Consider the following 24,856-nt stretch of genomic DNA (forward strand, 5'->3'; position numbering starts at 1 on the left):
GGCAGGCAGTGTTTCGGTGGCGTGACACTTACCGCAATTCACGGCGTAAGCCGCATGCTTGCAGGGTTGGCTGCGGCGGGGGTGTGTCAGGGGCTTTACACCGGGGCCGAGCGACGCAGCATTGAAGCGACCAGCGCCAGCGCCAGGGCCTGCCGTGTTGCCCAGTCGCCTTCGATGATGCGGTAAGGCTGATCGTGGTCTTGCAACCAGTGCAGGCTCGCCTCGAAAAACTGCTGGCGCTCTCGCACATCCGGCTGGGTGCGCTGACCATCGGCAACCCAGGGCACGCCCTCAGGGCTAAGCAGCAAGTGCAGGTCGTAGTGACGATCGAGAAGAGCCTGCTCCAGCCAAGGGGGGCAATCGCCGAACAAGGTCTGGCTCCAGAGCATATTGCTGAGCAGATGAGTGTCCAGAATCAGCAGCGACGGCGAGCTTGCGCGTGCAGCGTCTTCCCAGGCCAATTGCCCACGGGCGATGCTGGGGATGTCGGCGTAGCACGTGTCGCGGCAGTGCTGGTCGATGAAGTGACGCACGTACTCACCCACTACCAGCCCACCGAAACGCGCCTGGATCTGGCCGCTCAACCAGCTCTTGCCACTGGATTCGGGGCCGCACAGCACCACCACCTGAGTGCTCGTCACAGCGCTCATGCCTTCACCAACGCTGGGTCCCGGTACCACTCCAGCCATCCGCGCAGGGCGATGAGGGTAAGCACCGCAAACAGCGCTGCGGTGAAGTACAAGTGCTGGTGCAGGTACTGCCCGACATAGATGATGTCCACCACGGCCCACAGGGGCCAGCATTGCAAGCGCTTTTGCGCCATCCACCACTGCGCCACCAGGCTGAAGCCGGTCAGGCTGGCGTCCAGCCAGGGCAGGGCGGCATCGGTCCAGGTGGCCATGGCAGCACCTAATGCTGCGCTGAGCAGCACGCCCAGGCACAGGTGGGTGAGCAGCGCGCCGGGTCGCAAGCTCGATACCTGGCGTGCCGCATCTTGGCGTTCAGGGCGCTTCCACTGCCACCAGCCATACACTTGCAATAGCGCATAGGCAACTTGAAGCAGCATGCCCGAATAGAGCTTGACCTCGTAAAAGAGCCAGGCATAGATCAGCACCATGATCAGGCCAATGGGCCAGCACCAGGCGTTCTGCTTGACCGTGAGCCACACAGCGATGACGCCGAGGACGGCGGCGATGAGTTCAAGGCCGGACATCGGCGATCCTTGGAGAATTGAGCGGGGGGGCGCGATTGTAGCGGTTAGCTCAAGGAAGGTGTAGGGCGTTGCCGGCATCAGGGCCGTCTTGCAGCCCTGAGCCGGTGTCGGCTTCAGACCTTGAACTGGCGCAGCAGTTGTTCCAGGTCCTGGCTGAGCCGGCCCAGCGCCACGCCGGCTTCACTGGACTGACGCGCCGCATCGGCCGCCTGCTGGGAAAGGCCTGCCGTGTCCAGCACGTTGCGGTTGATGTCTTCCACTACGTGGGATTGCTGCAGGGTGGCGCTGGCAATGGAAGCATTCAACGCTGTCAGGGTGTGCAGGGCCTGGTTGATCGCATTGAGGCTGGCGCCTGCTTCACGGGCTTGCGTGACAGTTTGCCGTGAGGCCTCGCTGCTGGTGTCGATCGCCTTGACGGCGGCATCGGACTGGCTCTGCAAGTGTTCGATCATGGTGTGGATCTCGGCGGTGGACTGGGCCGTGCGCTGCGCCAGCAGGCGCACTTCATCGGCTACCACGGCAAAACCCCGGCCTTGCTCGCCTGCGCGAGCCGCTTCGATCGCCGCATTGAGGGCCAGCAGGTTGGTCTGTTCTGCAATCGAGCGGATCACGTCCAGTACGCCGCCAATGCGGGTACTGTGCCCGGCCAGATCGCGGATCACCTGCACTGCCTGTTCGATGGTCATGGACAACCGGTCGATCTGAGCCAGGCTGCCATGGATCGCCTGCTGCCCCTGCGCGACCTGTTGCTGAGCGGTGTGCATCTCCCCGGCGGCCTGCTCGGCGGTCTTGGCAACATCCTGCACGGCGTAGGTCACCTCGTTCACGGCCGTTGCCACCTGGTCCATCTGCAGTGATTGCTGCGCGCTTTGCTGTTGCGCCGCACCGGCGTTGTCGCCTACATGGTCGGCCGATCTGGCCAGCGCATGCGCCGCCCCTTGCAGTTGTCCGATCACCCCTTGCAGCTTGCCGTTGAAGCGGTTGAAGTGCTCGCCCAGCTGGCTGAGTTCATCACGCCCGTGGGTATCCAGCCGCCGGGTCAGGTCGCTTTCGCCGCTGGCGATATTGCCCATGGCCTGCACGGCTTCCTGCAGCGGGCGGGCAATGCTGCGTGCGATGACCCAGACCATCAGGCCCATCAGCAGCGCGATCACCACGCCCAGCAGCGAAGCGTCACGCAGCTGTCGAGCGAACTCGGCCTGTACGTCGTCCACGTAGACGCCAGAGCCGATGATCCAGCCCCAGGGCTTGAACAGCTGGATGAAGGACGTCTTGGCAACAGGTTCGCTAGCCCCGGGCTTGGGCCAGCGGTAATTCACAGGCCCTGCCCCCTGCTGGCGCCCCAGCGCGGCCATTTCGTTGAATACCGCAAAACCATCCGGATCGCGGATGCCCGACAGGTCCTGGCCATCGAGCTTGGGATTGGCCGGATGCATGATCATGCGCGGGGTCAGGTCGTTGATCCAGAAGTAGTCGTCATGGTCATAGCGCAGCGCCCTCACCACCTGCAGGGCTTGTTGCTGGGCCGCGTCGCGGCTCAACGTGCCGGCGGCCTCCAGCTGTTGGAAATGCACCAATACACCTGTGGCCGTTTCCACCACATGCCGGGTTTTCTCAGCCTTGGCCTGGTACAAGTCGCCGTGGATCTGGCGCAGCATCAGCAGACCAAGCGCCAACAGCATGGCTATCGCCACTACCAGGATCAGCCACAAGCGGCTGCTGATCGACATCGATCTAAGCGTCTTCATTGCGCATGCTCCATTTGTTCTTGTTTTCACCTGCATCCAAGCACGCCTGTGGCCATGGACCCACTCGACCAATGGCTAAGTGCCATGTGTCGTGGAGTCTGTTGCCTGCAACGTCATGACAGTGCAAAGGGGTTCTGCCAGCATTTCGGCGGCGCAACATGAAACCTTTAGTAACCGTGAACTTTTCCACTGGCTTTGCGACCAACAGACGCTGTAAAACAGCCGGGCCGCGTGCGGCAATATTCAGGCAAATCAAGAACAAGGAGCTTGCCACGAGCAGGCTCCATCGGGGGGATGATGGATTTTTGGACGGCCTTTCAGGCAATCATACTGGGCGTGGTGGAAGGGCTGACGGAGTTCCTGCCGATTTCCAGTACCGGCCACCAGATCATCGTCGCCGACCTCATCGGGTTCACAGGTGAGCGGGCGATGGCCTTCAACATCATCATTCAGCTGGCCGCCATCCTGGCGGTGATGTGGGAGTTTCGCGGCAAGATAGTCGACGTGGTCCGCGGGTTGCCCAACCAGCCCAGGGCCCAGCGCTTCACCGGTAACTTGCTATTGGCTTTCCTGCCAGCGCTGGTATTGGGTGTATTGTTCGCCGACCTGATTCATGAGTACCTGTTCAACGCGGTCACCGTGGCGGCTGCGCTGGTGCTGGGTGGGGTGGTCATGCTCTGGGCCGAGCGACGGCAACATACGGTTGAGGTGACGCATGTCGATGAGATGCGCTGGAGCCATGCGCTGAAAATCGGTTTTGTGCAGTGCCTGGCCATGATTCCTGGTACTTCGCGCTCCGGCTCGACCATCATCGGTGGCCTGCTGTTTGGCCTGTCGCGTACTGCTGCGACGGAGTTTTCCTTCTTTCTGGCGATGCCGACGATGGTGGGGGCTGCCGTGTACTCGGGCTACAAGTACCGTCATCTGTTCCAGCCCGATGATCTACCGATCTTTACGCTGGGCTTCGTGACCTCGTTCATCTTCGCGATGATCGCCGTACGCGGCCTGTTGAAGTTCATCGCCAACCACAGTTATGCAGCCTTTGCCTGGTATCGGATCGTCTTCGGCATGCTGATTCTGGCCAGCTGGCTGTTCGGCTGGGTCGACTGGACCGTTGCCCATGGTTGAGCAGCCAGATCGCCGGCGCCCCGCGCAGATACGCAACGCCCGGTTCAAGGGGGTGCTGCTGGGGCTGCTGTGTGTGCTGCCGGTGCTGGGTGTAGCGTGCCTGGCCTACGACGCGCAGGCGTGGTGGCCGCTGGTGGTGTACCCGGGGATGAGCCTGGTCAGCGTGTTGCTCTACTGGCACGACAAGGCCCAGGCCCGCACCCAGGCGCGGCGCATCCCGGAGAAGCTGTTGCACGGTACAGAACTATTCGGTGGCTGGCCTGGCGCTCTGCTGGCGCAGCAGTTGTTCAGGCACAAGACACGCAAGGTGCCTTACCAGGTTACCTTCTGGGCCATCGTGGTCGTGCACCAGGCCGCCTGGGCGTATTGGCTGTTCTTCCAGGGGCGAGCTGCGGCATTGGCGTGAAACCGCTTTATCACACACGGGAGCGAGCGCGCTTATACATTTCCCGGCCACTCCTGTATTGGCTCAGTGACCTGTCAGACATAGCGTTCCCCGCACGTTTCGAATGAGGCGGCCAAATGGTCGATCCATACGCGCACTGCAGGCGTGACACCGCGTCTGTGAGGGTATACCGCTTGGAGGTAGCCGCCTGGCAAGGACCAGTCCGGGAGCAGCCTGACAAGTTCTCCACGCTGCAGCTGCTCTTCACAAAACAGGCTGGGCAGGGCGGTGAAGCCCAGGCCCGCGCGTACAGCTGCATTACGTACCACGAAATCGTCCACTGACAGCCTGGGTTCGAGCGCCAAGGCGCGCAGCTGGCCCCCAGGCCCTTGCAGCCTCAGGTGTACCAGGCGGTCGGCTTCGGGTGCGCCGAGCACCGGCAGGTCGGCTAGCTGCTCAGGCTCGCGTACCTGTGGGGCAAAACCAGGCGCGGCAACCAGTTGCATCTGTGCCTGACAAAGTCGCCGGGTCACCAGCGTAGGGTCCTCATCGCCCAGGTCACGCACACGCAGCGCTACATCTATACCTTCGGAGATCAGGTCCACCCGACGGTTGAGCAAGACCAGGTCCAGTTGTACGAGCGGATATTGCCGCAAAAACTGGGTCACCACGTCCGGCAAGAACGCATGACCCAAGGCCACCGGGCAGGATACGCGTAGCCTGCCGCGCGGTTCACTGCTCATGCTGGCTACCGCTTCCTCGGCAGCCTCGGCTTCGAGAAGCATGGCCTGGCAGTGATGCAGGTAGCGCTCGCCCACGGCGGTCAGTTTCACCTGGCGTGTAGTGCGCTGTAGCAGGCGCATCCCTAAGCGTTCTTCCAGTTCGGCGATTCGACGGGACAACCTTGATTTCGGAATGCCCAGTTGGCGTCCGGCGGCGGCGAAGCCGCCTGCTTCGACGACGCGGGCAAAGTAGAACAGATCGTTCAAATCCTGCATGGGCAATGCTCATTGTTCCAGGGATAGGACAAACTAACGCGATTGGGGGCACTTATCATCCATTACTCGCTTAGGTAACATCGTTCCCATCAAACATCTCCCGCTTCAACCCCTTTCGCAGGAGCACCTCATGAAACTGCTGCACATCGATTCGAGCATCCTGGGTGACAACTCGGCCTCGCGCCAACTGAGCCGTGAGGTCGTAGCCGCTTGGCAGGCCGCTGAGCCAAACGTCGAAGTGGTCTATCGCGACCTGGCAGCCGATGCCATCGCTCATTTCTCGGCCGCTACCCTGATGGCTGCCGGCACGGGTGAAGAGCTGCGCGATGCAGCCCAGGCCTTCGAGGCCAAGCTCAGTGCCGAGACCCTCGAAGAGTTCCTGGCCGCCGATGCGGTGGTCATTGGCGCACCGATGTACAACTTCAGCGTGCCGACCCAACTCAAGGCGTGGATCGACCGCATCGCCGTCGCCGGCAAGACCTTCCGTTACACCGAAGCTGGCCCGGAAGGCTTGTGCGGTGACAAGAAAGTGGTGCTGGTTTCCACGGCAGGTGGTGTGCACGCCGATCAACCTACCGGGGTAGGCCATGAAGACTTCCTCAAGGTGTTCCTGGGCTTCATCGGCATTACCGACCTGCAGGTGGTTCGGGCTCACGGCCTGGCTTACGGTCCGGAGCAGCGTATCCAAGCGATTACCGCTGCACAGGCGCACATCGAGAACGATCTGTTCGCCGTTGCGTGACGGCGGGGGTTCGCCTTAGCGCAAGTTGAGGGTCGCCTAGGCGGCCCTTTTTCATGCGCGGCCACCGCATTCCGCTAACGGCGACATAGCCTACTGTTGCGCAACGCTAGGGCTCAACTGTAATGGTGGGTCATCGAGGAATAGCCTTATGCTGTAACGAAATATGTATAAGCGCTGAAGAAGGAAGCCGCAATGCCGCTCAAGGACCTGCTCATCGCTCTGGTGGTAATCATCGCCTGGGGCGTCAACTTCGTCGTGATCAAGGTCGGGCTCGATGGGTTGCCGCCCATGTTGCTGGGGGCGCTGCGTTTTCTCCTTGTGGCATTCCCCGCGGTGTTCTTCATCAAGCGGCCAAACCTGCCCTGGCGTTGGCTGATCGCGTACGGTGCGACCATCTCCCTGGGGCAGTTCGCATTTCTGTTCCAGGCCATGGCCAGCGGCATGCCACCGGGGCTGGCTTCATTGGTCCTGCAGTCCCAGGCCTTCTTCACCCTGGGCTTCGCCGCGCTGTCTCTGGGCGAGCGCTTGCGCGTGGCCAGTGTGCTCGGGCTGCTGGTGGCCGCTGGTGGACTGGCGCTGATCGGCAGTGAAGACGGCAGCCATGTTCCCACGCTCGCGCTGATATTGACCTTGTGTGGCGGGGCGATGTGGGGCTTGGGCAACATCATTACCCGCCGCTTCGGATCGATTGACCTGGTGGCATTGGTCATCTGGGGCGGCTTGATCCCTCCGCTGCCCTTTCTGCTGCTCTCTGGCTGGCTGGAGGGGCCTGAACGCATCAGCCAGGCGCTCACGCACATCGGCTGGCACTCGATTGCCGCGCTGGCATACCTGGCATTTGTCGCCACCATCCTGGGCTACAGCCTCTGGAGCACGCTGTTGTCGCGCCATCCGGCTGGCAAGGTCGCGCCTTTTTCGCTATTGGTGCCTGTGATAGGCCTGAGTTCGTCGGCACTGCTGCTGGGTGAGCGCCTGACCGAAACCCAGGGTTGGGGTGCCTTGCTGGTCATGTGTGGTTTGCTGGTGAACGTGTTTGGTGCCCGACTCGGCCAGCGGCTCAGGGCCGCGAGGGCCTGAGTAACTGCGGGCGCTACCCGTTTTTTTCGAGTTTTGATTGACCAGGCTCATGTTGTTGGTCGGTTACAGTCGCCCAGCAGGCACGGATATGCTTCCCTGGCTACGTTTTGGTAGGGAGGACCGCAAACGATGCGAGTCAGGGACGAAATCTATTGGCAGTGGGCCGATGCACAACTGCACAGCCGCTGCCACGACGAGGCGCTCAGCGACGGCACGACCCTCGATGTGCAGGTGCGCCTGTCCAGGCAAGGCGCAACTCAACTGTTTCTTGGCCTTTACGCTCGCGACGGGCAGGCTCTGGTGGAGGAGTATTATCCCGCCCGCTGCGGCGAAACCATGACCCGCGCGCTGGTGTGGGGTGTGGAGCGCGCTCGGGCATTGGCCACGGGCGCCACGCCGTTACCCCATAAGGCAAAAAGGCGCGCATGAAAAAGCCCGGCGCGGTGGCCGGGCTTGAGACCGCGTGAGGGTCAGTACTGCGCTTCGATCACCTTCACGGCATGTTGCGTACGCGCCTCTGGCCATTGCTGTTGCAGGGTTTGCAAGACACGGCCGACGAACTCGGTATCGGCAGCCGCCTTCTTGCCTACATAGCCCTGGCCTCGGCGGTAGGCCTTGAAGCGCGCACGCATGCTTGGCAGGTGCTCCTGGAATTCATCTTCAATCGTGTTGGGTGGCAAGCGGTCCAGGCGCACTTCGCCGCTTTGGCTCACCCACAGCAGATGGTCATCAAGGCTGTCCTTGCGCGTGGCGAACAGCTTGGCCAATTGATCGATGGTCGGATTGTCGTTCAAGTTCATCATAAAGCCCCCATTACCCAGTTTCAGGTGATATTCACAGTTGGCGCTATCGCGATGTAGCGCGTTTCCAAGGCTGCTACTGCAGCTTTGCAACAGGGGCTTTCTCACGCTGCCTTTTGGACAGTTCCCTCTCCACGGGCCGCCTGCGTTACCGCGCAGGCGGCCTGGAACACCCTTGCCACGACTCCCGATCAGGGAGACGGCCTCATCATGCACAAGCGCGATGAACGGCGTCAACCGTTTTGTAGTGATTATTTTTGCTCACTACATTTTCGTAGAGTTGTCCGACAATCCTTGGTTTCAGAGCCCTGAAAGAATCTCGAATGCCGCGCGGACCCGGGCTTCGTTGGGGTAGTTGCGGTTGGCCAGAAGCACGATGGCCAACCCTTCTGATGGGACGAACGCTGCATATGAACCGAAACCGTTGGTGGAGCCGGTCTTGTTGTACCACGCTGCCGCCAACGGAGCGGCTGGCGGCTGCAGCCGTTGTGCCGGCTGGGGGCCTCGTATCATCTGCGGACCATTGCCGGTGAGGAGGGTGCGCAATGTGACGGGGTACGCATAACGCTCCCAGCCCAGGCCTTGTGTCATCTCACCGATCTGGGCGTAGCCATTGCGGGTGATGAGGACGGCGCGGGCCAAGGGCGCGGGCAGATCGTCGGGCTGCATGTTCAAGCGCACGTAGCGCAGCAGGTCGCTGGCACTGGTCTTGATGCCGTAGGCTTGTTGCGCGTAAGGGCCAGGGTTCACGCGCACAGGCTTGTCGCTGGCATCGTAGCCTTGGGCATACAGGCTACGTGCATCACTGGGCACATTCAGGTAAGTACTGTGCAGGCCCATGGGCTTGAGCACGTTTTGCTCAAGCAAGGTGGCAAACAGTTGATGCTGGGCACGGGCGGCCAGGTCGCCGAACAGGCCCAGGCTCGGGTTGGAGTAACACCGTTGGGCACCTGGCGTGCCTTTGGGCTGCCATTGCCGCAAGAACGTCACGATTTGCTGGGGGGAGTTCACGGTGTCGGGGAACTGCAAGGGCAAGCAGTCAGCGCTGTAGGTGCCCAGGTCCTGCACGGTGGCGTCCCCCATGGGAGTACCCCCCAGGGCCGGGTGATAGCGTTTGGCAGGGGCGTCGAGGGCGAGCTGGCCTTCGGCATTGGCCACGGCTACCAACGTGGCGGTGAATGTCTTGCTCAGCGAGCCGATTTCGAACAGGGTGTCGCGGCTAACGGGCACGCCGCCGTCGCGGCTGGCGACGCCGTAGCTGAAGTAATGAGCGTGGCCATGGGCATACAGCGCGACGGCCATGCCGCTGATGCCCTCGGCCTGCATCAGGGGGCCGATGACGGTGTCGACTTTACTTCGCAGCGGATCATTGGCGTAGGCGGATGACCAGGGTGCGCCGAGCATGAGGGCGACCGCAATATAGACGGAGCGGGAGCAGATCATTGAAGTTCCTTGGCTGAGTGTCCGTTGCGCGATACCGGCAGGGGTTCCGGCGTTAGCGCCTGGGGGCGCAAAACCTTATCCTCCGTGCTTGCCCAAAGACAAGACGGAACGGAACTGTGATGAAGTATCTGCGCATGCTGTTCGACAACTTCACCCTGGCGTTGCTGGCCGTGGTGGCGATTGCCACCGTGCTGCCTTGCTCAGGTCAGGGGGCTGTGTATTTCGGCTGGCTCACCAACCTGGCGATCGGTTTGTTGTTCTTCCTGCACGGGGCCAAGCTCTCGCGGGAGGCAATCATCGCTGGGGCGGGGCATTGGCGCCTCCATCTGCTGGTGTTTTCCTGCACGTTTGTGCTGTTTCCACTGCTGGGCATGGCGTTCAAGCCGCTGTTCCTGCCACTGGTGGGAGATGAGCTTTACTTGGGGGTGCTGTACCTCTGCGCGTTGCCTGCCACCGTCCAGTCGGCCATTGCGTTCACCTCGCTGGCGCGGGGTAACGTGCCGGCGGCCATCTGCAGCGCAGCCGCCTCCAGCCTGCTGGGCATATTCCTGACCCCAGTGCTGGTGATGTTGTTGCTGGGCGCCAGCGGGGACACCGGCTCAGGTCTGGACGCAGTGCTCAAGATCACCTTGCAGTTGCTGGTGCCGTTCGTGGCCGGGCAGCTCGCCCGCCGCTGGATTGGTGCCTGGGTCAAGCGCAATGCGCGCTGGCTGAAGATCGTCGACCAGGGCTCGATTCTGCTGGTGGTCTACACCGCCTTCAGCGAAGCGGTGGTCACAGGCTTATGGCACACCGTTTCGCCGCAGCACCTGGCAGGCCTGTTCGCCGTCTGCGGCATCCTGCTGACCGTGGTGTTGGTGGGGACGAGCTTGCTGGGCAAAGTGTTTGGCTTCAACCTGGAAGACCGAATCACCATCCTGTTCGCAGGCTCGAAGAAGAGCCTGGCAACCGGGGTGCCGATGGCGCAGGTGCTGTTCGTCGGGAGCGGCATTGGCGCAATGATCCTGCCACTGATGCTGTTCCACCAGATCCAGCTGATGGTCTGCGCCGTGCTGGCGCAACATTACGCGAGCCGCGAGCAGGATGATATCGAGGTGCCAACGGTCCGATGAACCGGTGATGGTTGCAGCCGACCTGGGCTGCAACCATCACGGCGCCTGAATCAGAAGTTCGCGGGGGTATTGGCGCTGATGATCTCCGCTTCGTCCTGGCCAATATTCTTGAAACTGTGGGGCAGCGTGGTTGGGATGTAGTAGCCGTCACCGGCATTGAGCACGCTGACTTGGCCATCGACCCACAGCTCGACGGTGCCTCGGGTGACGAGCCCGCACTCTTCACCCTCGGCGTGCACGATGGGCTCGCCCGAGTCGGCTCCTGGGGCATAAAGCTCGCGCAGCATACGCATTTGCCGGCCCTCGACGCTGGCACCCACCAGCAGCATGCGCAACCCGTTGCGACCCAAGTCGGGCTGCTCGCCTGCCCGGAACACAAATCGCTCCTCACGCACGGGTTCATCGAAGCTGAAAAACTCTGCCAGGCTCATCGGAATGCCCTCCAGCAGCTTTTTCAAGGAGCTGACTGAAGGACTGACGCGATTCTGCTCGATCTGCGAAATGGTCGAGTTGGTGAGCCCGCTGCGGCGCGCCAGCTCTCGCTGCGAGAGGTTGTTGCGTTCACGCACTAGTTTGAGTCGCGTCCCCGTGTCCATAGCCGCCTTGTGATAAGAGGTGTCAAGAATAATGAGCGAGGCGCATTAAAACATACTCTCAAGCCTTGCGCGCTGCGGTTTGCCAGTGCAGGCCGTTGGCGATGCCGGATGGGTCATCGCCAGGCGAGATACGGCGCCCTTATTCCGCTCTCGGGCCTGGCCACATGCTGCGCAGCACCCCGTCACGGCGAACCCAGGCGTGCATCAGCGCAGCGCCCACGTGTACCAGTACCGTGGCAAACAACAGGTAACCCGCCCAGCCATGCGCCTGGCGCAGCACGGCATACAGCTGCACGTCATGAGGCGCGATCGCCGGCAGGTCGAGCGGGCGAGGGTACCCGCCGGCCGAGAGCATGGCCCACCCCAGCAAGGGCATGGCAAGCATGAGGCCGTACAGAAGCAGATGCGAAGCGCCCGCAGCCAGGCGCTGGACAGCTGGCAGGTCCTGGGGCAGGGGCGGATGGGGAATACTCAGGCGCACGATGATGCGCGCTATCACCAGTACCAGCAGCGCCAGCCCTGTGCCCTTGTGCAAACTGACCAGCACTGGATGACGGACCGACAGGTCCGTGACCATGCTTACCCCGATGAAGAGCATGGCCAGGATCAGAATCGCCATCGACCAGTGCAGCACGCGGGCGACGGGATGAAAGACGGTGGGTTTCATGGTCGGGCTCCAGTGCTCAAGGACTCGCGGCTACGACGGTTGAACGATTCGGAATAGGCCGCTGAGCGGGCCGCGAGTATAGGGTCGGCGGTAGGTTCGATGCCGCGGGGCAGGATCAAGGGATCGAAGTTGAGGTCGCGGCAGGCACCCTGTTCCGGTGCGTCGACCTGTTCAAGCACCAACGTGCCTGCGTTGACGCTGCGCCGGTTCGCAGGCCAGGGTTTGGCGGGGTCGTCGATGGCGTCATCCGGCTCGGCAAGTACCAAACGCAGGGTCCAGCGCAAGGGCCCCTGCGCCAGCCGTCGCTGCAGGTCATGTTGCAGGAACAGGGGGTCGTCTACCTGCGCCGGCAACGCGGTGTAGGGCGTGAGCGGTTCAAGCTGCCAGCGCACCGGGTGGGCATTGCCGTCGGCATCGATCAACTTGAATGCATTGATGCTGTGGTACTGGGTGTTGGCGAAACTGTCGCTGGGCTTGTAGCTGGCGGCCCATTGCCGAAACGCGGCGCTTTCGGGGTGGGTTGCAAAGAAGGCCTGTACCTTGGCAGGGTCCGGCTTGCGCGTCGCCGGGTCCGGGGTGTTGGCAAGCACCTGCTCGTAGAACGCCTCGGCCGTACTCACTGCCAGTACGGGCGGATTGTTCATGCCGGTCCTCCAGACTTGCCCGTCATCGGTGGAGAGCTCGATTGCCAGGCTGCGCACGGGGATGCCGGTGTCAGGCGCGAACGGGTTGGCACCGCCAATGGCCAGGCGGCCTATCACCGGCACGCGCGCCTGGGTGAACGCCCGTGCCGTCGACAAGCTTGCCGCGTGCCCGCTGGCCTGGAAATAGCCGCTCACGCACAGGCCTTTGGAGTGGTTCTTGCGATAACCCGGGTAATGCCCAGCCTGGGCCTCGAACGTATCGATGATGCGCTGTGGTGTGAGCGCGGAGGGGCCAAGCCAGCCGGCGCTGTAGGCAAAGCCCGCACCGGCAGCCAGCATTAACGCGCCGATTGCCGCAAGACGCCAGGCCTTGCCCTGGCCCTGCAAAGGTTGGTTCATGGTCAGTCCCGTTGATTTCACGAAAGGTGCCAGTACGACGCTGCACTGAAAAAGTTATTCCTCGGGTGGGAATAACTTTTTCTTCAGCGCGTCTGTTCCCTACACTGCCCCATCATTGCCCGGATACTTTCCATGCAGGACTTGGACGACCAACAATGGCGAGCGCTGCTGGCCCGACTGCGCCGCTTCGCCATCTGGCTGACTCGCGAGGCGGGGAGTGCCGATGACCTTGTGCAGGCCACGGTCGAGCGTGCCTTGAGCCGGCGTCAGCAGCATCAGGATCCCGATGCCCTGCGCGCCTGGCTGTTCACCATCCTTTATCGCCTGTTTCTGGATGGCAAACGGCGAGAACGCCTGCACGCCCGCTGGCTCTCCTGGTTCGCCAGCAGCAGCGCGGCCGAAGAAGTGGCTGGCGACAATCTTGAGGACATCGTGCTGGCCCAGGCGGATTTGCAGGCATTCGGCCGACTCAAGACCGAGCAACGTGCCTTGCTGTTGCTGGTGAGCGTTGAAGGCCTGAGTTACAAGGAGGCTGCCCAGACGTTGGGCATTCCCATCGGGACTGTCATGTCACGCCTGTCGCGTGCGCGCGATGCCCTGCGCGCATTGACCGAGGACAGCCCTCGACCACCGGCCTTGCGGAGATTGAAATGACACGTCTTATGCCTAGTGAAGAAGAGCTTCATGCCTACGTCGATGACCGCCTGGACCCGGTGCGCCGCGCCGAAGTCCAGGCCTGGCTGGCCAGCCATCCCCAGGCTGCGCAACGCGTTGAAGGCTGGCTCGCCGATGCGCGCCAGTTGCGTACGGGCCTGGCGGGCCTTGCGCAGCCGCGGGCGAGCACGCTGGTTGATCGGGATCAGCTGCGGCGACAGGTGCGACACCGCCTGCAGCGTCGCTGGGCAAGTGCTGCCGCGATCGTAGTGGCCTTGGGCGTAGGCGGGCTCGGTGGGTGGCAGGCGCGCGATGCCAGCCTTGCTGACGTAAAACCCATGGCTGATGCCGTGCAGGCTCACCGCTTGTTCGCCGACAGCCAGGCGCTGGACATCCAGGCGCGTAATCCCGATCAATTGCGCACTTGGCTGCAAGCGCACTTTGATCAGGTGGGGCAACTGCCTGACCTGGCAGGCTACGGGTTCACCCCCGTGGGCGCCCGACTGCTCAGTAACGAGCAAGGGCCGGCGGCGCTGGTGGTGTTCGAAGATGGGGTGGGGCGCAGGATCAGCCTGTTCCTGCGCTCACCCGGCAAGCACTTCCGGCGCATGCCGCAAGGGCAGCGAATCGATGGTCAGCTTCAGGCCCGGTACTGGTCCCACGGTGCGTACAATTTCGCCCTGGTCAGCGCCGCCGATGATGGCCGGGGTGTCGGCATCGGGGAGGCCTTGCGCACGACGTTGTGAGCCGGACGAGACCCCGTGCGCGCCCAGGCTGGCTTAGCTGAGCTCTAGCCAGATGGGCGCATGGTCCGACGGTTTCTCCATCGCGCGCAGTTCGTAATCCACTCCCGCAGCCTTGATCCTCGGGACCAGGCTTGCCGAGGCCATGATCAGGTCGATGCGCAGGCCGCGCTTGGGCGCGTCTTCGAAGCCACGGCTGCGGTAGTCGAACCAGCTGAAGCGGTCGTCGACACCCGGGTGCAGATGCCGGAAGCTGTCTACCAGGCCCCAGCCTTTCAAGCGCTCCATCCACTCACGCTCCTCTGGCAGGAAGCTGCATTTGCCGGTCCTGAGCCAGCGCTTGGCATTGTCTGGGCCGATACCGATGTCGCAGTCTTCTGGCGATATGTTCATGTCGCCCATCACCAGCACGGGTTGGTCATTGCGAAACTGGCCTTCGAGCAGTGCTTGCAGGTCGGCGTAGAAACGCTGCTTGGCCGGAAACTTGGTGGGGTGGTCACGGCTTTCGCCCTGCGGGAAATAGCCGTTCATGACGGTAATGGGGTTGCCTTGGTGGTCGGCGAAGGTGCCCCAGATGAAACGGCGCTGAGCGTCTTCTTCGTCCGTTGCGAACCCCTTGTGAAGGCTCAAGGGTGCCTGGCGCGACAGCAGGGCGACACCGTAGTGGCCCTTTTGCCCGTGGTAATGCACGTGATAGCCCAGGGCCTGGACCTCGGCTAGCGGAAACTGATCGTCGCTGACCTTGGTTTCCTGCAGGCCGATGATGTCCGGCTGGTGCTTTTCGACCAGGGCGGCCAACTGGTGTGGGCGCGCCCGCAGGCCGTTGATGTTGAAACAGACGATCTTCATGCAGAGACGATCCCGGTAAAAAGGCGCGATGCTAGCCGACATCGGCGTTGATCACCAGCATGGTGGCGCGTAGGCGCTACTGGTGCAGCGCCAAGGTGAACGATGGGCGGCATTGTGCCTCCAAGGCCTATCAGCCAGCCCAGAAGGTTCCCCTCCATGTCTCAAGCCCTTGCCGCCGAGGCCCGCGTTTGCCTGCTCGATTCCGGTTACCGCCGCGAAACCCGGGCACTGCTGTACACCGTCTACCGGAACGACCCAACCTTCGCTTATCTGCTCGAAGCGCATCGCCCCGGTTATGAGCGGCGCCTGCGCACACTGCTGCGCGAGTGGGTCCGCCAGCATTTTTACCTGCAGCTGCCCGCCGTCGGCCTGCTACTCGACGATCGTCTGATCGGCGTCGCGCTGATCGTCCCGCCCCTGCGGCGTCTGGGTGTGGCAGACAGTTGGGCCTGGCGTTTGCGCATGATGGTTGGCGCAGGGGTGCGTGCCACCCGGCGCTTCATGGCTTACCAGGCGGCCGTCTCGACGTGCCGGCCTACCGATCAGGTGCACGTGTTACCGCTGCTGGGTGTGTTGCCAGTGCTACAAGGCCAGGTGTATCCGACCCAGTTGTTACATGCGGTACAACACTGGTGCAGAAATGATGGAGATGCCCAAGGCATCGTCGTCGACACGGGCAATGATGAACACGTGGCGTTTTATCACACCCAAGGCTTTGTCGAGACCGGTGAGGTCGCCATTGGGACAGTACGCCAACGCGTCTTGATGTATGACAACGCTCAGGCCGGTGAGCCATTGGCGTGAATGGCGTTTGGGTTGGCTTCTTTTACACTGTTGGTCTGGTAGCATGCGCGGGATGACATATTCAGGAAGAGTTCGCTGGGGCCTGGTGATCTGGGCCGTTAGCTTTGCTGCATGGGGCCAGAGCGAATTGGTGGTGACGGTCAAACCGGCCAACAAGGCGCTCAAGGCCAATGTCGAGGGCTATATCGGTAGTTTGGGTGACCGCGACGAGCAAGCGCTGCTGCGTTTCAGTCGCGGGGCCGAGGAGCAGGCGCGCAAAGCGGCCCAGGCGCTGGGCTACTACCAGGCCCAGATAAGCACCGACGTCAAGCCGCCTAGCGGTGATGACGGTTCACCGCGATTGGTGGTGAACATCGTGCCTGGCGAGCCGATTCGCCTGCGCAACGTAACCGTGCGCGTCGAGGGGCCGGCCAGTGACATGACCGCCTTCAGGGTGCCTTCCGGCGGCGCCCTTCGCGCTGGCCAGCCACTGAACCACGGCGTCTATGAAGATGCCAAGCGTGTCATTCAGAACCAGGCCTCACGTTATGGCTTCTTCGCAGGCCGCTTCAGCCAGCAGCGCCTGGCCGTCGATCCACGTGCTGGCGTGGCCGATATCGATCTGGTCTACCAAAGTGGGCCGCGGTACCGCTTGGGCGCGGTCACTTTCAGTGGCGATACGCCGTTGGACGACGATCTGCTGCAGCGCATGGTCTCGTTCAAGCCCGGTACACCCTATGATTCGGAGCTGATTGCCGAACTCAACAACGATTTGCAATCAAGCGGCTACTTCGAGGGCGTGCGCGTAGACGCCGCGCCCACGGCCGCTGTCGCCCAGAACATTCCGGTCGATGTGCGCCTGGAAACCCGCAAACCCCGCACATTAGGCCTGGGCCTTGGCTACTCCACCGACGTCGGTCCGCGCGGCAAGGCCAACTGGACTCGCCATTGGGTCAACCCTCAGGGGCACAGCTATGGCTGGGAAGCGGAGCTGTCGGCGCCGCGGCAAAACGTGGGGTTGTGGTACGACATCCCGTTGGACCCACCATTGACGGACAAACTGCGTTTTGCCGGGGGGTACCAGAACGAGGAACTGGCGGGTACCGACACCCTCAGCAAGCTGTTGACGGTAGGCCCTGAATGGCACAGCAAGCTGCCCAATGGCTGGCAGCGAGTCATATCGCTCAAGTACCAACGCGAAGAGTACCGGCTGGGGGACGATGCGGGCCTGAGCAACCTGCTGATGCCCGGTATCAGCTATTCGTTTCTGCGCAGCGACAACCGCATAGACCCCCACAATGGCTATCGCGTGCAGTTCGAAGCGCAAGTGGCCAAGGAAGGTGTCGGCTCCGATACGAACCTGCTGCGCGGCAACGTGTTGCTCAAAGGGCTTACGACGGTAGGCCAGAATCACCGTCTGCTGGGCCGCGTGCAGTTTGGCGGTAGTGCCACCAACGGTTTCCAGAACAGCGTTCCGCCTTCGCTGCGGTTTTTCGCCGGTGGCGACCAGAGCGTGCGCGGCTATGACTACCAGACGCTGTCGCCAAAAAACAGCGATGGGGATCGCATCGGTGGTCGCTACCTGGTGGCGGGCAGCGTCGAGTACCAGTATTCCCTGACGGACAAATGGCGCCTGGCAACCTTCGTCGACCAGGGCAATGCGTTTAATGACTTCGAATTGCCCAACCTGAAGACGGGCGTCGGCTTCGGCGTGCGCTGGGTGTCACCGGTAGGGCCGCTACGCCTGGACCTGGCCAAGGCCCTGGACGACGACGGCGGCATCCGCCTGCACTTTTCCATGGGGCCTGAGCTTTGAAACCTGTAATCAAATACATGCTGCTGGGCCTGTTGGGGCTCGTGAGCATCCTGACCCTGACCATCGCGTTGCTGATCGGCACAGAGGGCGGCAGCCGGTGGGCGCTGGGCAAGGTTCCCGGGCTGAGCGTAGAGGGCTTCGCAGGACGGCTGGCGGGCACTTGGCAAGCGACTCGTCTTTCCTACGTCGATGGGCAAACCCAGGTTCTGGTGCAGGCGCCCTTGCTGAACTGGTCCCCGGCGTGCCTGCTGCGTGGGGCTTTGTGCATCGATCAGCTGCACGCAGAACGTATCGACATGGCGTTTGCCCCTTCGACCGACGTCAGTGACGACGGCCCGCTGCAATTGCCCACAGTGGACTTGCCGCTTGCCATCGAACTGGGCGAGGTGCAGATCGGGCAATTGCGTCTGGATGGCAGCGACCTGCTTGGTGATCTGCAACTGGCTGCGCACTGGACCGGTGAGGGCATGCGCATCGACAGCCTGCATCTGACCCGCGACGATTTGAAGCTGGACCTGCAAGGTGACGTGAAGCCCCAAGGCGATTGGCCTGTGCAGCTACAGGCCCAGGTGCAGCTCCCTGCCATGGGTGACCAGCCATGGCAACTGGCATTGCAGGCCACGGGTCAATTGCAACGCTCGCTTGACCTGACCGGCACTAGCAGTGGGTACCTGGATGCCACTCTTGCAGGCAAGGTCCAGGCGTTGGCCGAACACCTGCCCGCCAGCTTGAGCATTCAGTCCAAAGCGTTCAAACCGTCGGAAGCACTGCCCGACACCCTGCAGCTCGATGACCTGGTGCTGCTGGCCGATGGGAACCTGGAGACGGGTTATGCATTGACCGGTTCTGCCAACTTGCCAGCCGAGCAGTCGCCCATCGCTCTGGCCTTGTCCGGCGTGGTCGACAGCAAGGGCGCCGTGGTCAAGGGCCTTGATCTCAACGCAAGCGATAGCCAGCAGGTGAAGCTGCAAGCCAAGGTCGACTGGCAGGAGGGCCTGGCAGCGGACGCGCAATTGGTTTGGCAGGACTTCCCCTGGCTGCGCCTGTACCCATTGGATACACCACCCGAGGTGACGCTCAAGCGCCTGAATGCAGAGGTCCGCTACCGCGACGGTCGCTATGAAGGCAGCTTCGATGGCGATCTGGACGGGCCTGCCGGCGCTTTCAAGGTGGCAAGCCCCTTCGAAGGTGACCTTGAGCAGGTCACCTTGCCAACGCTGGCGCTCACTGCGGGGCAAGGCAAGGCAACTGGCCGTGTGGCCGTACGCTTCGCCCAAGCACTCGCCTGGGACGTCGACCTGCAACTGTCGGCGTTGAACCCGGCCTATTGGGTGGCGGAACTCCCTGGAACATTGGCCGGGCCGTTGCGCAGCAAAGGCCAGGTGCAGGGCGATGACCTGTCGCTCGACGCACAGCTTGACCTCAAGGGCCGCCTGCGTGGTCAACCCGCTGTACTCAACGTTCAGGCGGACGGGGCCGGGCAGCGCTGGACCCTGGCAGCCTTGCGCGTACAACTGGGCGACAACCGCATAAACGGCAGTGGCAGCCTGCAACAGCGCCTGGCCGGCAAGGTGGACATCGACCTGCCACGCCTTGTGCAGCTGTGGCCCGAGCTGCAGGGCCAGGTCAAGGGGCAGCTGGACGTGGCCGGCACCCTGCAGGCGCCGCAAGGCACACTGGCTCTGCGCGGTACCGGGTTGGCCCAGGCCGAGAATCGCTTGCAGCAACTGAACCTGTCGGCCCGTCTGGACGACAGGCAACGGGCCAATATCGACTTGAAGGTCACGGGCATTCAGGCGGGTGATACCGACCTCGGTACGCTGCAAGCGGTCGGCAATGGCGACATGCGACGACAAGCATTGACGCTGGCGTTGAACGGCCCGCAGCTGAAGTTGGACGTGGGGCTGGACGGGCAACTGGACGATGGTGACTGGCGCGGCCGCCTGGCCACTGGGCGGGTACAGGCTGGCGGACAAGACTGGCAATTGCAGGCGCCTGCCAAATTGCAGCGCCTGGCCAGCGGTCAGCTGGATTTCGGTGCCCATTGCTGGCGATCCGGGCAGGCCAGTCTGTGTGGTGACGATCAACGGTTGGCGCCTGAGCCACGCCTGCGGTACCACCTCAAGCGCTTCCCGCTGGACAGCCTGACGCAGTGGATGCCCAAGGATTTCGCATGGCAGGGTCTGCTCAATGCCGACATCAACCTGGACCTGCCCGTCAGCGGCCCGAAGGGTACGGTGGTAGTGGACGCCAGTGGCGGCACATTGCGCGTCAATGACGGTAATCGCTGGGTCGATTTCCCCTACCAGACCCTGCGACTGGATAGCACCTTGGCACCGCGGCGTATCGATACGCGTCTTGCATTCCGTGGGGAGCGCCTGGGACAGCTGAATCTCACAACGCGCATTGACCCACTGGGCAAGGACAAGCCGTTGTCCGGTGATTTCAACCTGGCTGGTCTCGACCTTTCGGTCGCCCGTCCCTTCGTGCCGATGGTGGAGCACCTGGCTGGGGAGCTCAAGGGTAGCGGGCAGCTGTCCGGCACATTGTTGGCGCCGCAAGTCAACGGTAGTGTGAATTTGAGCGGTGGCCAGATCACCGGCGCCGAACTGCCGACCCAGTTCCAGGACCTCAGCCTCCAGGCCCGGATCGCGGGTGAACAGGTGCAGCTTGCCGGCACCTGGCGCAGCGGCAGCACCGGGCGCGGCCAGGTCGATGGTAGCCTGACCTGGGGCCAGGCGCTGGGGATGAACATCCGCGTGCAAGGGCAGCAGTTGCCCGTCACGGTCGAACCCTATGCCACCCTGGAGGTGGCGCCGGACCTTACCTTGCAACTGATCGACGACAAGTTGGCAGTCACAGGCAAGGTGCAGGTGCCCAACGGCAAGATCACGGTGCGCGAGCTGCCCCCCTCGACGGTCAAGGTTTCCGACGACACGGTCATCGTGGGCAACCAGACCAAGGAGGGCAAGCCGCCCATGGCCATGGCCATGGATATCGATGTAGAGGTAGGACGAGGCAAGCTGTCGTTCAGTGGTTTCGGCCTGACTGCCAACCTGCTGGGGCACGTGCATATCGGTGACAATCTCGATACGCGCGGCGAGTTGAGCCTGGCCGATGGTCGCTACCGCGCCTACGGCCAGCGGCTGACCATCCGCCGCGCCAGGCTGCTGTTTGCCGGTCCGATCGACCAGCCCTACCTGGACATCGAAGCGATCCGCCAGGTTGATGACGTGATTGCCGGCATCCGCTTGAGCGGCAACGCCGAGCAACCGACCAGTACGGTGTTCTCCGAGCCTGCCATGAGCCAGGAGCAAGCGTTGTCATACCTGGTGCTTGGCCGTCCGTTGGGAGCATCGGGTGAAGACAACAACATGCTGGCCGAGGCCGCATTGGGCCTGGGACTAGCTGGCAGCGCAGGGATCACGGGGAATGTGGCATCGCGTCTGGGCATCGACGACTTCCAGCTCGATACCGAGGGCTCAGGCAACACTACCAGTGTGGTGGCCAGCGGCAACCTGACCGAGAAACTCAGCCTGCGCTATGGGGTAGGGGTATTCGAGCCGGCGAACACCATCGCCCTGCGCTACAAGCTCAGCAAGAAGGTGTATGTCGAGGCTGCCAGTGGAGTGGCAAGCTCGCTGGACGTCTTCTACAAACGGGACTTCTAGTCGCCACCCAAGGTTGACGGCCTGACCTGGCCGAGGGTCGGGCTGAGCAGATGGTGTCGGAATCAACGGATCGTCGCCGCCTCGATGAACTCGTTGGTGGGCGAGGGGGGTGTCGCTGAAGCCGGGGCGCGAACTGGGGTGATCAAGTTCGTGTACTCCTCGATCAGCCGGTTCAAAGCCTCGGGCGGTTCGCTTGCCTGGAACTGCATGCGGATCTGCACTTCGTCGGGATCGCGGTTATCCCCTTGGCGGCCATGGCCGCCAATGGTGACCTTGAAACTCGCCGAGCGGTTTCCATCGGCTGGGGTGAGAGCTCGGCGTGCTTCGGTATTCTGCACGCGAACCGACAGGTCGACCTGCATCCGTTCGAGCGCCAACCCTTTGGGCGAAACCAGCGCAAAAAGGGGCACGCGCATCAAGTGTTGCCCATCCATGGCCACCTCGACCATCTTCGCGGTCATCGGTGCGCCCAGCTCTTGGTGATTGCAGTCGAAAAAACGATCGAACAGTTCAATGTACTGTTGCGCGATCATGCTGTTGGCGGCGCTCGCAGCTTCCTGCAGGCCGCGAGTGATTTCGCGCAGGTCAATGGAGGTCATGGGGGCGGGGCTCTTGTCCATGGGGTCGACTCATTGGGCCAAGTGGGTCCCCTGAAGAACCTTCAGGGGGACAGGTCGCGTCACGCCGTGAGTGCGTCGACGGTGGTCATGCCGTTGGGCGATTGCGCTCTTCCTGAGCCTCAGATGGCGGATTCGAAGGGCGCTCTTGCTGCGTGGCATCCTTTGCAAGAACGGGCTTGGTGGCGGCCTCCGTGAGGAAGTCGATCACCCTCATCATTGCCTCCGGTGGATCCTGGCGCTTGAGGGTCGTGTTGAATGCGTACCGCGCCCGGGTGTCGGTCTTGCGAGTTTGCGAGGACTTGTGGCTTACGCTGCCCTTGACGTTGAGTTTGAAGGGTCCCCAACCCAAGGAGGCGGCGGCTTCTGCGTTCACATCCCTGGCCGACGTGTCTTCGGACATCTGGTTGATGACCAGCTCGAATTCGACAGTACCGTTTTCGATGGCGATGTTGGGGTGGGTGATCGCCGCCATCAGCGGCACTTGCAGCGTCTTCTTGACCACGCCCTTTGATTGGCCCTGCTCGTCGACGATGGTCTCGTCGTAATCGAACTGAATGGCGACCGCCTTGCCGTCCTGTACGCAGACTTGCATGAGGAAGTCTGCGTAGGATTTGCTGGCGGTGACCTGGGCTTGGACCATGGCCTGCAATGGGCCTGCGATCATGCGGTCCATGGGCAGGGCGTTGATGACAGACCCGATTAAGCTGTTATCTATAGACATACTGGGTTCTCTTCTTAGGTTTCAGGTTGAGGGGGGGTATGAGTTGATAAAGCGTCGCTTATCGCAATGGCAAATCCTGACGGCGGATGTTGCCGATCTGGCGCAGGCTCAGCCCGTACTTATTGGCCAACAAGCTGCGCGAGAATCCGCTGGCGCTTTCTTTCTGAATCTGTTGATTGCGCAGTTGGCGGACGAAATGATCAGCCTTGGGAATCTCGAGCGCGACACCTGCAAAGCGCTTGATCAGGGCGTCGAGTGCCTCAGCCGGTAACACATCAGCAAGCTTGGTACGATCGCGGTGCTTTGGAATGTACTTAGGCCTACCGCCAAACGCGCAGGTCAGCTGGTACGCGTTTTCTATGCCTATGCACTCAATCAATGCCTGTAACGATTGCGGCAATTGGCTGACGTCGATGTGGCTCAAGTCTGGCGTTTCCATATGACGCTCCTTCGAAAATGGTAGGGATCACCAGCGGCATAACGTCGAGGTGTGGCTGGATTTTCAGTGATAGCCGGCGGGGCCCGCTAGGCGCCATTAGGGCTGAGGGTTGTAGCTTCGGTTACTAGCTTATGCAGGCAGCGCAGTCTCACCGTGTAGGAAAACAGCATGTAAGCGCTTGAGAATCGACTGTTGTCAGGGGGTGAGCGCAACGTATGGCATTTTGGGTACTAGCACCTCAGTCGCAGGGATAGGCACTGAGTAAACTGGCGCTGCTCACGCGCGCCTTTTCAACGTTTCGCAGCTCCGATGGCACGGACCTCCAGTCCACTTGCACGCAGAGCGCGTGAAGGGGCTGCCCTTTACGGGATCCGATAATCCGGTCATCGAAGGTCCGGCGGTAGATCGCCTGGGTCTGGGACACAGGCCGTATATGGTCGGCCCCGGCCAGGGTCTGCTGCGCAAGTGCTGGCAATACAGCGGAGGGCACCTCGAAGCGCAACGAGGTGTTGTCAGGACTCAGGTAGCCAGCCTTTCGGACCCGTTGCCACAACTGTTGCCACTGGCTGCTCCCTGCTTGCTGGCTCAGCGTGTGCCCAAGCTCGAGCAGTGTTGCGCAAGGGACTTCAGTTGTAGTGAAAGCGTGCAGTGGCGTGGCGACCAGGCACAGCAAGAGGGTTGTCAGGCGCTTGTTCATGGGGCTCCCCACAGGTGTGATGAAGCCGTATGTTTTCAGCTGGCGATGCTACCAGGCAGCAGGAAATGCAGCGCCGGGGCGGGCGAACGTTGTATCATCTGCGCGGCTTGAGCAAAGCCATCTGTCCCGGATGTAGCAAGGAACCCTGATGACACACGTGCAGCGCCTGAAATATTCTCTCCTGATCATTCTGGTAGTCCTCGGGCTGATGATCGGTCTTTCCCACTTGCAAAAAGCCGGTACGATCAGCGAGCAGACCTTCCAGATGCTGGCTATCGCCATTGCCGTGGTCGTGGTCGTGATCAACGGCATACTACGACGCAAAGTCAGGCGCTGATGCTTGCCGGGCCAGTGGGCCGGCCCAGCTGCTCAGGGCGAAATAGTCCGCTCCAACAGGGCGCGTGCATGCGGATCAAGGCTGTAGCATTTGTCGGCCCCTAGCTGAATCACGCCTTCGGCGCATAACCGCTTGAGCACTTCTCGTACGCTGAGAAATGACAGCGGTATGTCCAATTGCTCCAGTTGCGCATGCACACCTCGCACCCCAATGCTTCGTCCATTTCGCTGCGCCGCGTGCAGGGTGTCTATCACTTTCAGCCGTATCAGGCTGGTACGCAGGCCGAAGCTGCGCAGCAACTCGCGTATCTGCTCGTTGCCGGTTCGTTCGTCGATCTGCGCGTCCTGCCCCGTCGTGGCATGTATCGGAGTTGGCGGGTTGTACATGTGAATGCTCCTTTTCTTGGACGAATCCGAACGATGGGTGCCTCTTTGAATAAGACGAATGAGCGCATGTAATCTGCAATGCAAAAGCAGAAAAAACTTGATCATTCGTTGGGTTTCCAGATCAAGCGGCCTCTTCTCCAGTCATGTCTTGGGCTCTGCGCGCTGGTGCCAGGCCTGAGCGCGGAGGC

27 protein-coding genes and 1 pseudogene are annotated in these 24,856 nt (G+C 62.1%); 12 read left to right on the plus strand and 16 right to left on the minus strand.

Annotated elements, in window-relative coordinates; translation table 11 throughout:
• Nucleotides 1-95: 95 nt before the first annotated feature.
• The 4 genes and pseudogenes from B2S33_RS11600 to B2S33_RS21590 form a co-directional block, all read right to left on the minus strand.
• The gene (locus B2S33_RS11600) at nucleotides 96-650 is read right to left on the minus strand and encodes an AAA family ATPase (RefSeq protein ID WP_088523713.1); all 555 of its coding nucleotides are present in this window, start codon (nucleotides 648-650) and stop codon (nucleotides 96-98) included.
• Nucleotides 647-1,213: a nicotinamide riboside transporter PnuC gene (gene pnuC, locus B2S33_RS11605; protein WP_027915546.1), complete on the minus strand. Its 567-nt coding sequence runs from the start codon at nucleotides 1,211-1,213 to the stop codon at nucleotides 647-649. The genes B2S33_RS11600 and pnuC overlap by 4 nt, the downstream gene beginning before the upstream one ends.
• 113 nt (nucleotides 1,214-1,326) lie before the next feature.
• Entirely contained in the window at nucleotides 1,327-2,061 is a 735-nt protein-coding gene (locus tag B2S33_RS21585; RefSeq protein ID WP_373456138.1) for a methyl-accepting chemotaxis protein, read from the minus strand.
• Nucleotides 2,062-2,199: 138 nt separating this feature from the next.
• Nucleotides 2,200-2,997: pseudogene (locus tag B2S33_RS21590) on the minus strand (cache domain-containing protein); the annotation flags it as partial.
• A 261-nt stretch (nucleotides 2,998-3,258) separates the two neighbouring features.
• On the opposite strand from B2S33_RS21590, the gene B2S33_RS11615 reads away from it, so the two are divergent.
• Together B2S33_RS11615 and B2S33_RS11620 are read left to right on the plus strand one after the other, a co-directional pair.
• Nucleotides 3,259-4,089: an undecaprenyl-diphosphate phosphatase gene (locus tag B2S33_RS11615; protein WP_110607499.1), complete on the plus strand. Its 831-nt coding sequence runs from the start codon at nucleotides 3,259-3,261 to the stop codon at nucleotides 4,087-4,089.
• Entirely contained in the window at nucleotides 4,082-4,495 is a 414-nt protein-coding gene (locus B2S33_RS11620; protein ID WP_288650327.1) for a DUF1294 domain-containing protein, read from the plus strand. Before B2S33_RS11615 ends, B2S33_RS11620 begins: the two co-directional genes overlap by 8 nt.
• 74 nt (nucleotides 4,496-4,569) lie before the next feature.
• Here B2S33_RS11620 and B2S33_RS11625 read toward each other — a convergent pair whose 3' ends face one another.
• Entirely contained in the window at nucleotides 4,570-5,472 is a 903-nt protein-coding gene (locus tag B2S33_RS11625) for a LysR substrate-binding domain-containing protein (RefSeq protein ID WP_027915550.1), read from the minus strand.
• A 130-nt stretch (nucleotides 5,473-5,602) separates the two neighbouring features.
• On the opposite strand from B2S33_RS11625, the gene B2S33_RS11630 reads away from it, so the two are divergent.
• The 3 genes from B2S33_RS11630 to B2S33_RS11640 all read left to right on the plus strand — a co-directional run bounded on the left by B2S33_RS11630 (nucleotide 5,603) and on the right by B2S33_RS11640 (nucleotide 7,720).
• Nucleotides 5,603-6,214 (plus strand): FMN-dependent NADH-azoreductase, encoded by a 612-nt coding sequence (locus B2S33_RS11630; protein WP_028687732.1) that lies wholly within the window; start codon nucleotides 5,603-5,605, stop codon nucleotides 6,212-6,214.
• 192 nt (nucleotides 6,215-6,406) lie between these two features.
• Nucleotides 6,407-7,291 carry an EamA family transporter gene (locus tag B2S33_RS11635; protein ID WP_288650329.1) on the plus strand — a complete coding sequence of 295 codons (885 nt, stop codon included), beginning with the start codon at nucleotides 6,407-6,409 and terminating at the stop codon, nucleotides 7,289-7,291.
• A 129-nt stretch (nucleotides 7,292-7,420) separates the two neighbouring features.
• Nucleotides 7,421-7,720, plus strand: a complete 300-nt coding sequence (locus tag B2S33_RS11640; RefSeq protein WP_027915553.1) for a hypothetical protein — start codon at nucleotides 7,421-7,423, stop codon at nucleotides 7,718-7,720.
• A 41-nt stretch (nucleotides 7,721-7,761) separates the two neighbouring features.
• On the opposite strand, the gene B2S33_RS11645 is transcribed toward B2S33_RS11640, so the two are convergent.
• Both B2S33_RS11645 and ampC read right to left on the minus strand, forming a co-directional pair.
• On the minus strand, nucleotides 7,762-8,094 hold the full coding sequence (locus B2S33_RS11645; protein WP_023533476.1) for a hypothetical protein: 333 nt from the start codon (nucleotides 8,092-8,094) through the stop codon (nucleotides 7,762-7,764).
• Between the two features lie 297 nt (nucleotides 8,095-8,391).
• Nucleotides 8,392-9,534, minus strand: coding sequence for a class C beta-lactamase (gene ampC / locus B2S33_RS11650; RefSeq protein ID WP_288650331.1), 1,143 nt, complete (start codon nucleotides 9,532-9,534; stop codon nucleotides 8,392-8,394).
• Nucleotides 9,535-9,653: 119 nt separating this feature from the next.
• On the opposite strand from ampC, the gene B2S33_RS11655 reads away from it, so the two are divergent.
• On the plus strand, nucleotides 9,654-10,646 hold the full coding sequence (locus B2S33_RS11655) for a bile acid:sodium symporter family protein (protein ID WP_027915555.1): 993 nt from the start codon (nucleotides 9,654-9,656) through the stop codon (nucleotides 10,644-10,646).
• Nucleotides 10,647-10,696: 50 nt separating this feature from the next.
• On the opposite strand, the gene B2S33_RS11660 is transcribed toward B2S33_RS11655, so the two are convergent.
• From B2S33_RS11660 to B2S33_RS11670, 3 genes are all read right to left on the minus strand, one after another.
• Nucleotides 10,697-11,242: a cupin domain-containing protein gene (locus B2S33_RS11660; protein WP_027915556.1), complete on the minus strand. Its 546-nt coding sequence runs from the start codon at nucleotides 11,240-11,242 to the stop codon at nucleotides 10,697-10,699.
• A gap of 139 nt (nucleotides 11,243-11,381) precedes the next feature.
• On the minus strand, nucleotides 11,382-11,909 hold the full coding sequence (locus B2S33_RS11665; RefSeq protein WP_027915557.1) for a cytochrome b: 528 nt from the start codon (nucleotides 11,907-11,909) through the stop codon (nucleotides 11,382-11,384).
• On the minus strand, nucleotides 11,906-12,958 hold the full coding sequence (locus B2S33_RS11670; RefSeq protein WP_288650344.1) for a catalase family peroxidase: 1,053 nt from the start codon (nucleotides 12,956-12,958) through the stop codon (nucleotides 11,906-11,908). Before B2S33_RS11670 ends, B2S33_RS11665 begins: the two co-directional genes overlap by 4 nt.
• A gap of 126 nt (nucleotides 12,959-13,084) precedes the next feature.
• Between B2S33_RS11670 and B2S33_RS11675 the strand changes: the two genes are divergently transcribed.
• Both B2S33_RS11675 and B2S33_RS11680 read left to right on the plus strand, forming a co-directional pair.
• Nucleotides 13,085-13,606, plus strand: a complete 522-nt coding sequence (locus B2S33_RS11675) for a sigma-70 family RNA polymerase sigma factor (RefSeq protein ID WP_027915559.1) — start codon at nucleotides 13,085-13,087, stop codon at nucleotides 13,604-13,606.
• Nucleotides 13,603-14,352, plus strand: coding sequence for an anti-sigma factor family protein (locus B2S33_RS11680; RefSeq protein WP_288650333.1), 750 nt, complete (start codon nucleotides 13,603-13,605; stop codon nucleotides 14,350-14,352). Before B2S33_RS11675 ends, B2S33_RS11680 begins: the two co-directional genes overlap by 4 nt.
• A gap of 33 nt (nucleotides 14,353-14,385) precedes the next feature.
• On the opposite strand, the gene xthA is transcribed toward B2S33_RS11680, so the two are convergent.
• Nucleotides 14,386-15,198 carry an exodeoxyribonuclease III gene (gene xthA, locus B2S33_RS11685; RefSeq protein WP_023533543.1) on the minus strand — a complete coding sequence of 271 codons (813 nt, stop codon included), beginning with the start codon at nucleotides 15,196-15,198 and terminating at the stop codon, nucleotides 14,386-14,388.
• A 156-nt stretch (nucleotides 15,199-15,354) separates the two neighbouring features.
• Here xthA and B2S33_RS11690 point away from each other — a divergent pair, with 156 nt between their 5' ends.
• Genes B2S33_RS11690 through B2S33_RS11700 form a run of 3 tightly spaced genes read left to right on the plus strand, consistent with a single transcriptional unit; the run spans nucleotide 15,355 to nucleotide 21,468 of the window.
• On the plus strand, nucleotides 15,355-16,002 hold the full coding sequence (locus B2S33_RS11690; RefSeq protein WP_288650334.1) for a GNAT family N-acetyltransferase: 648 nt from the start codon (nucleotides 15,355-15,357) through the stop codon (nucleotides 16,000-16,002).
• Nucleotides 16,003-16,054: 52 nt separating this feature from the next.
• Nucleotides 16,055-17,797: an autotransporter assembly complex protein TamA gene (locus B2S33_RS11695; protein WP_027915562.1), complete on the plus strand. Its 1,743-nt coding sequence runs from the start codon at nucleotides 16,055-16,057 to the stop codon at nucleotides 17,795-17,797.
• A complete protein-coding gene (locus B2S33_RS11700; protein ID WP_288650336.1) occupies nucleotides 17,794-21,468 on the plus strand; it encodes a translocation/assembly module TamB domain-containing protein in 3,675 nt (1,224 codons plus the stop codon). The genes B2S33_RS11695 and B2S33_RS11700 overlap by 4 nt, the downstream gene beginning before the upstream one ends.
• Before the next feature lie 62 nt (nucleotides 21,469-21,530).
• Here the strand turns inward: B2S33_RS11700 and B2S33_RS11705 are convergent, their stop codons facing one another.
• The 4 genes from B2S33_RS11705 to B2S33_RS11720 form a co-directional block, all read right to left on the minus strand.
• Nucleotides 21,531-22,088 (minus strand): DUF2589 domain-containing protein, encoded by a 558-nt coding sequence (locus tag B2S33_RS11705; RefSeq protein WP_028687738.1) that lies wholly within the window; start codon nucleotides 22,086-22,088, stop codon nucleotides 21,531-21,533.
• Nucleotides 22,089-22,173: 85 nt separating this feature from the next.
• Nucleotides 22,174-22,809 carry a DUF2589 domain-containing protein gene (locus B2S33_RS11710; protein ID WP_027915565.1) on the minus strand — a complete coding sequence of 212 codons (636 nt, stop codon included), beginning with the start codon at nucleotides 22,807-22,809 and terminating at the stop codon, nucleotides 22,174-22,176.
• Nucleotides 22,810-22,867: 58 nt separating this feature from the next.
• Nucleotides 22,868-23,248: a Mor transcription activator family protein gene (locus tag B2S33_RS11715; RefSeq protein WP_027915566.1), complete on the minus strand. Its 381-nt coding sequence runs from the start codon at nucleotides 23,246-23,248 to the stop codon at nucleotides 22,868-22,870.
• Between the two features lie 238 nt (nucleotides 23,249-23,486).
• Complete coding sequence (locus tag B2S33_RS11720) at nucleotides 23,487-23,945, minus strand: hypothetical protein (RefSeq protein WP_288650339.1); 459 nt, start codon at nucleotides 23,943-23,945, stop codon at nucleotides 23,487-23,489.
• A gap of 148 nt (nucleotides 23,946-24,093) precedes the next feature.
• On the opposite strand from B2S33_RS11720, the gene B2S33_RS11725 reads away from it, so the two are divergent.
• Nucleotides 24,094-24,282: a hypothetical protein gene (locus B2S33_RS11725; protein WP_023533551.1), complete on the plus strand. Its 189-nt coding sequence runs from the start codon at nucleotides 24,094-24,096 to the stop codon at nucleotides 24,280-24,282.
• Between the two features lie 32 nt (nucleotides 24,283-24,314).
• On the opposite strand, the gene B2S33_RS11730 is transcribed toward B2S33_RS11725, so the two are convergent.
• A complete protein-coding gene (locus B2S33_RS11730) occupies nucleotides 24,315-24,668 on the minus strand; it encodes a fe2+ zn2+ uptake regulation protein (RefSeq protein WP_288650341.1) in 354 nt (117 codons plus the stop codon).
• Nucleotides 24,669-24,856: the final 188 nt, after the last annotated feature.

Origin of the sequence: Pseudomonas sp. UBA5568, assembly GCF_002425525.1 — a bacterium.
In the GTDB taxonomy this organism is placed as follows: domain Bacteria; phylum Pseudomonadota; class Gammaproteobacteria; order Pseudomonadales; family Pseudomonadaceae; genus Aquipseudomonas; species Aquipseudomonas fulva.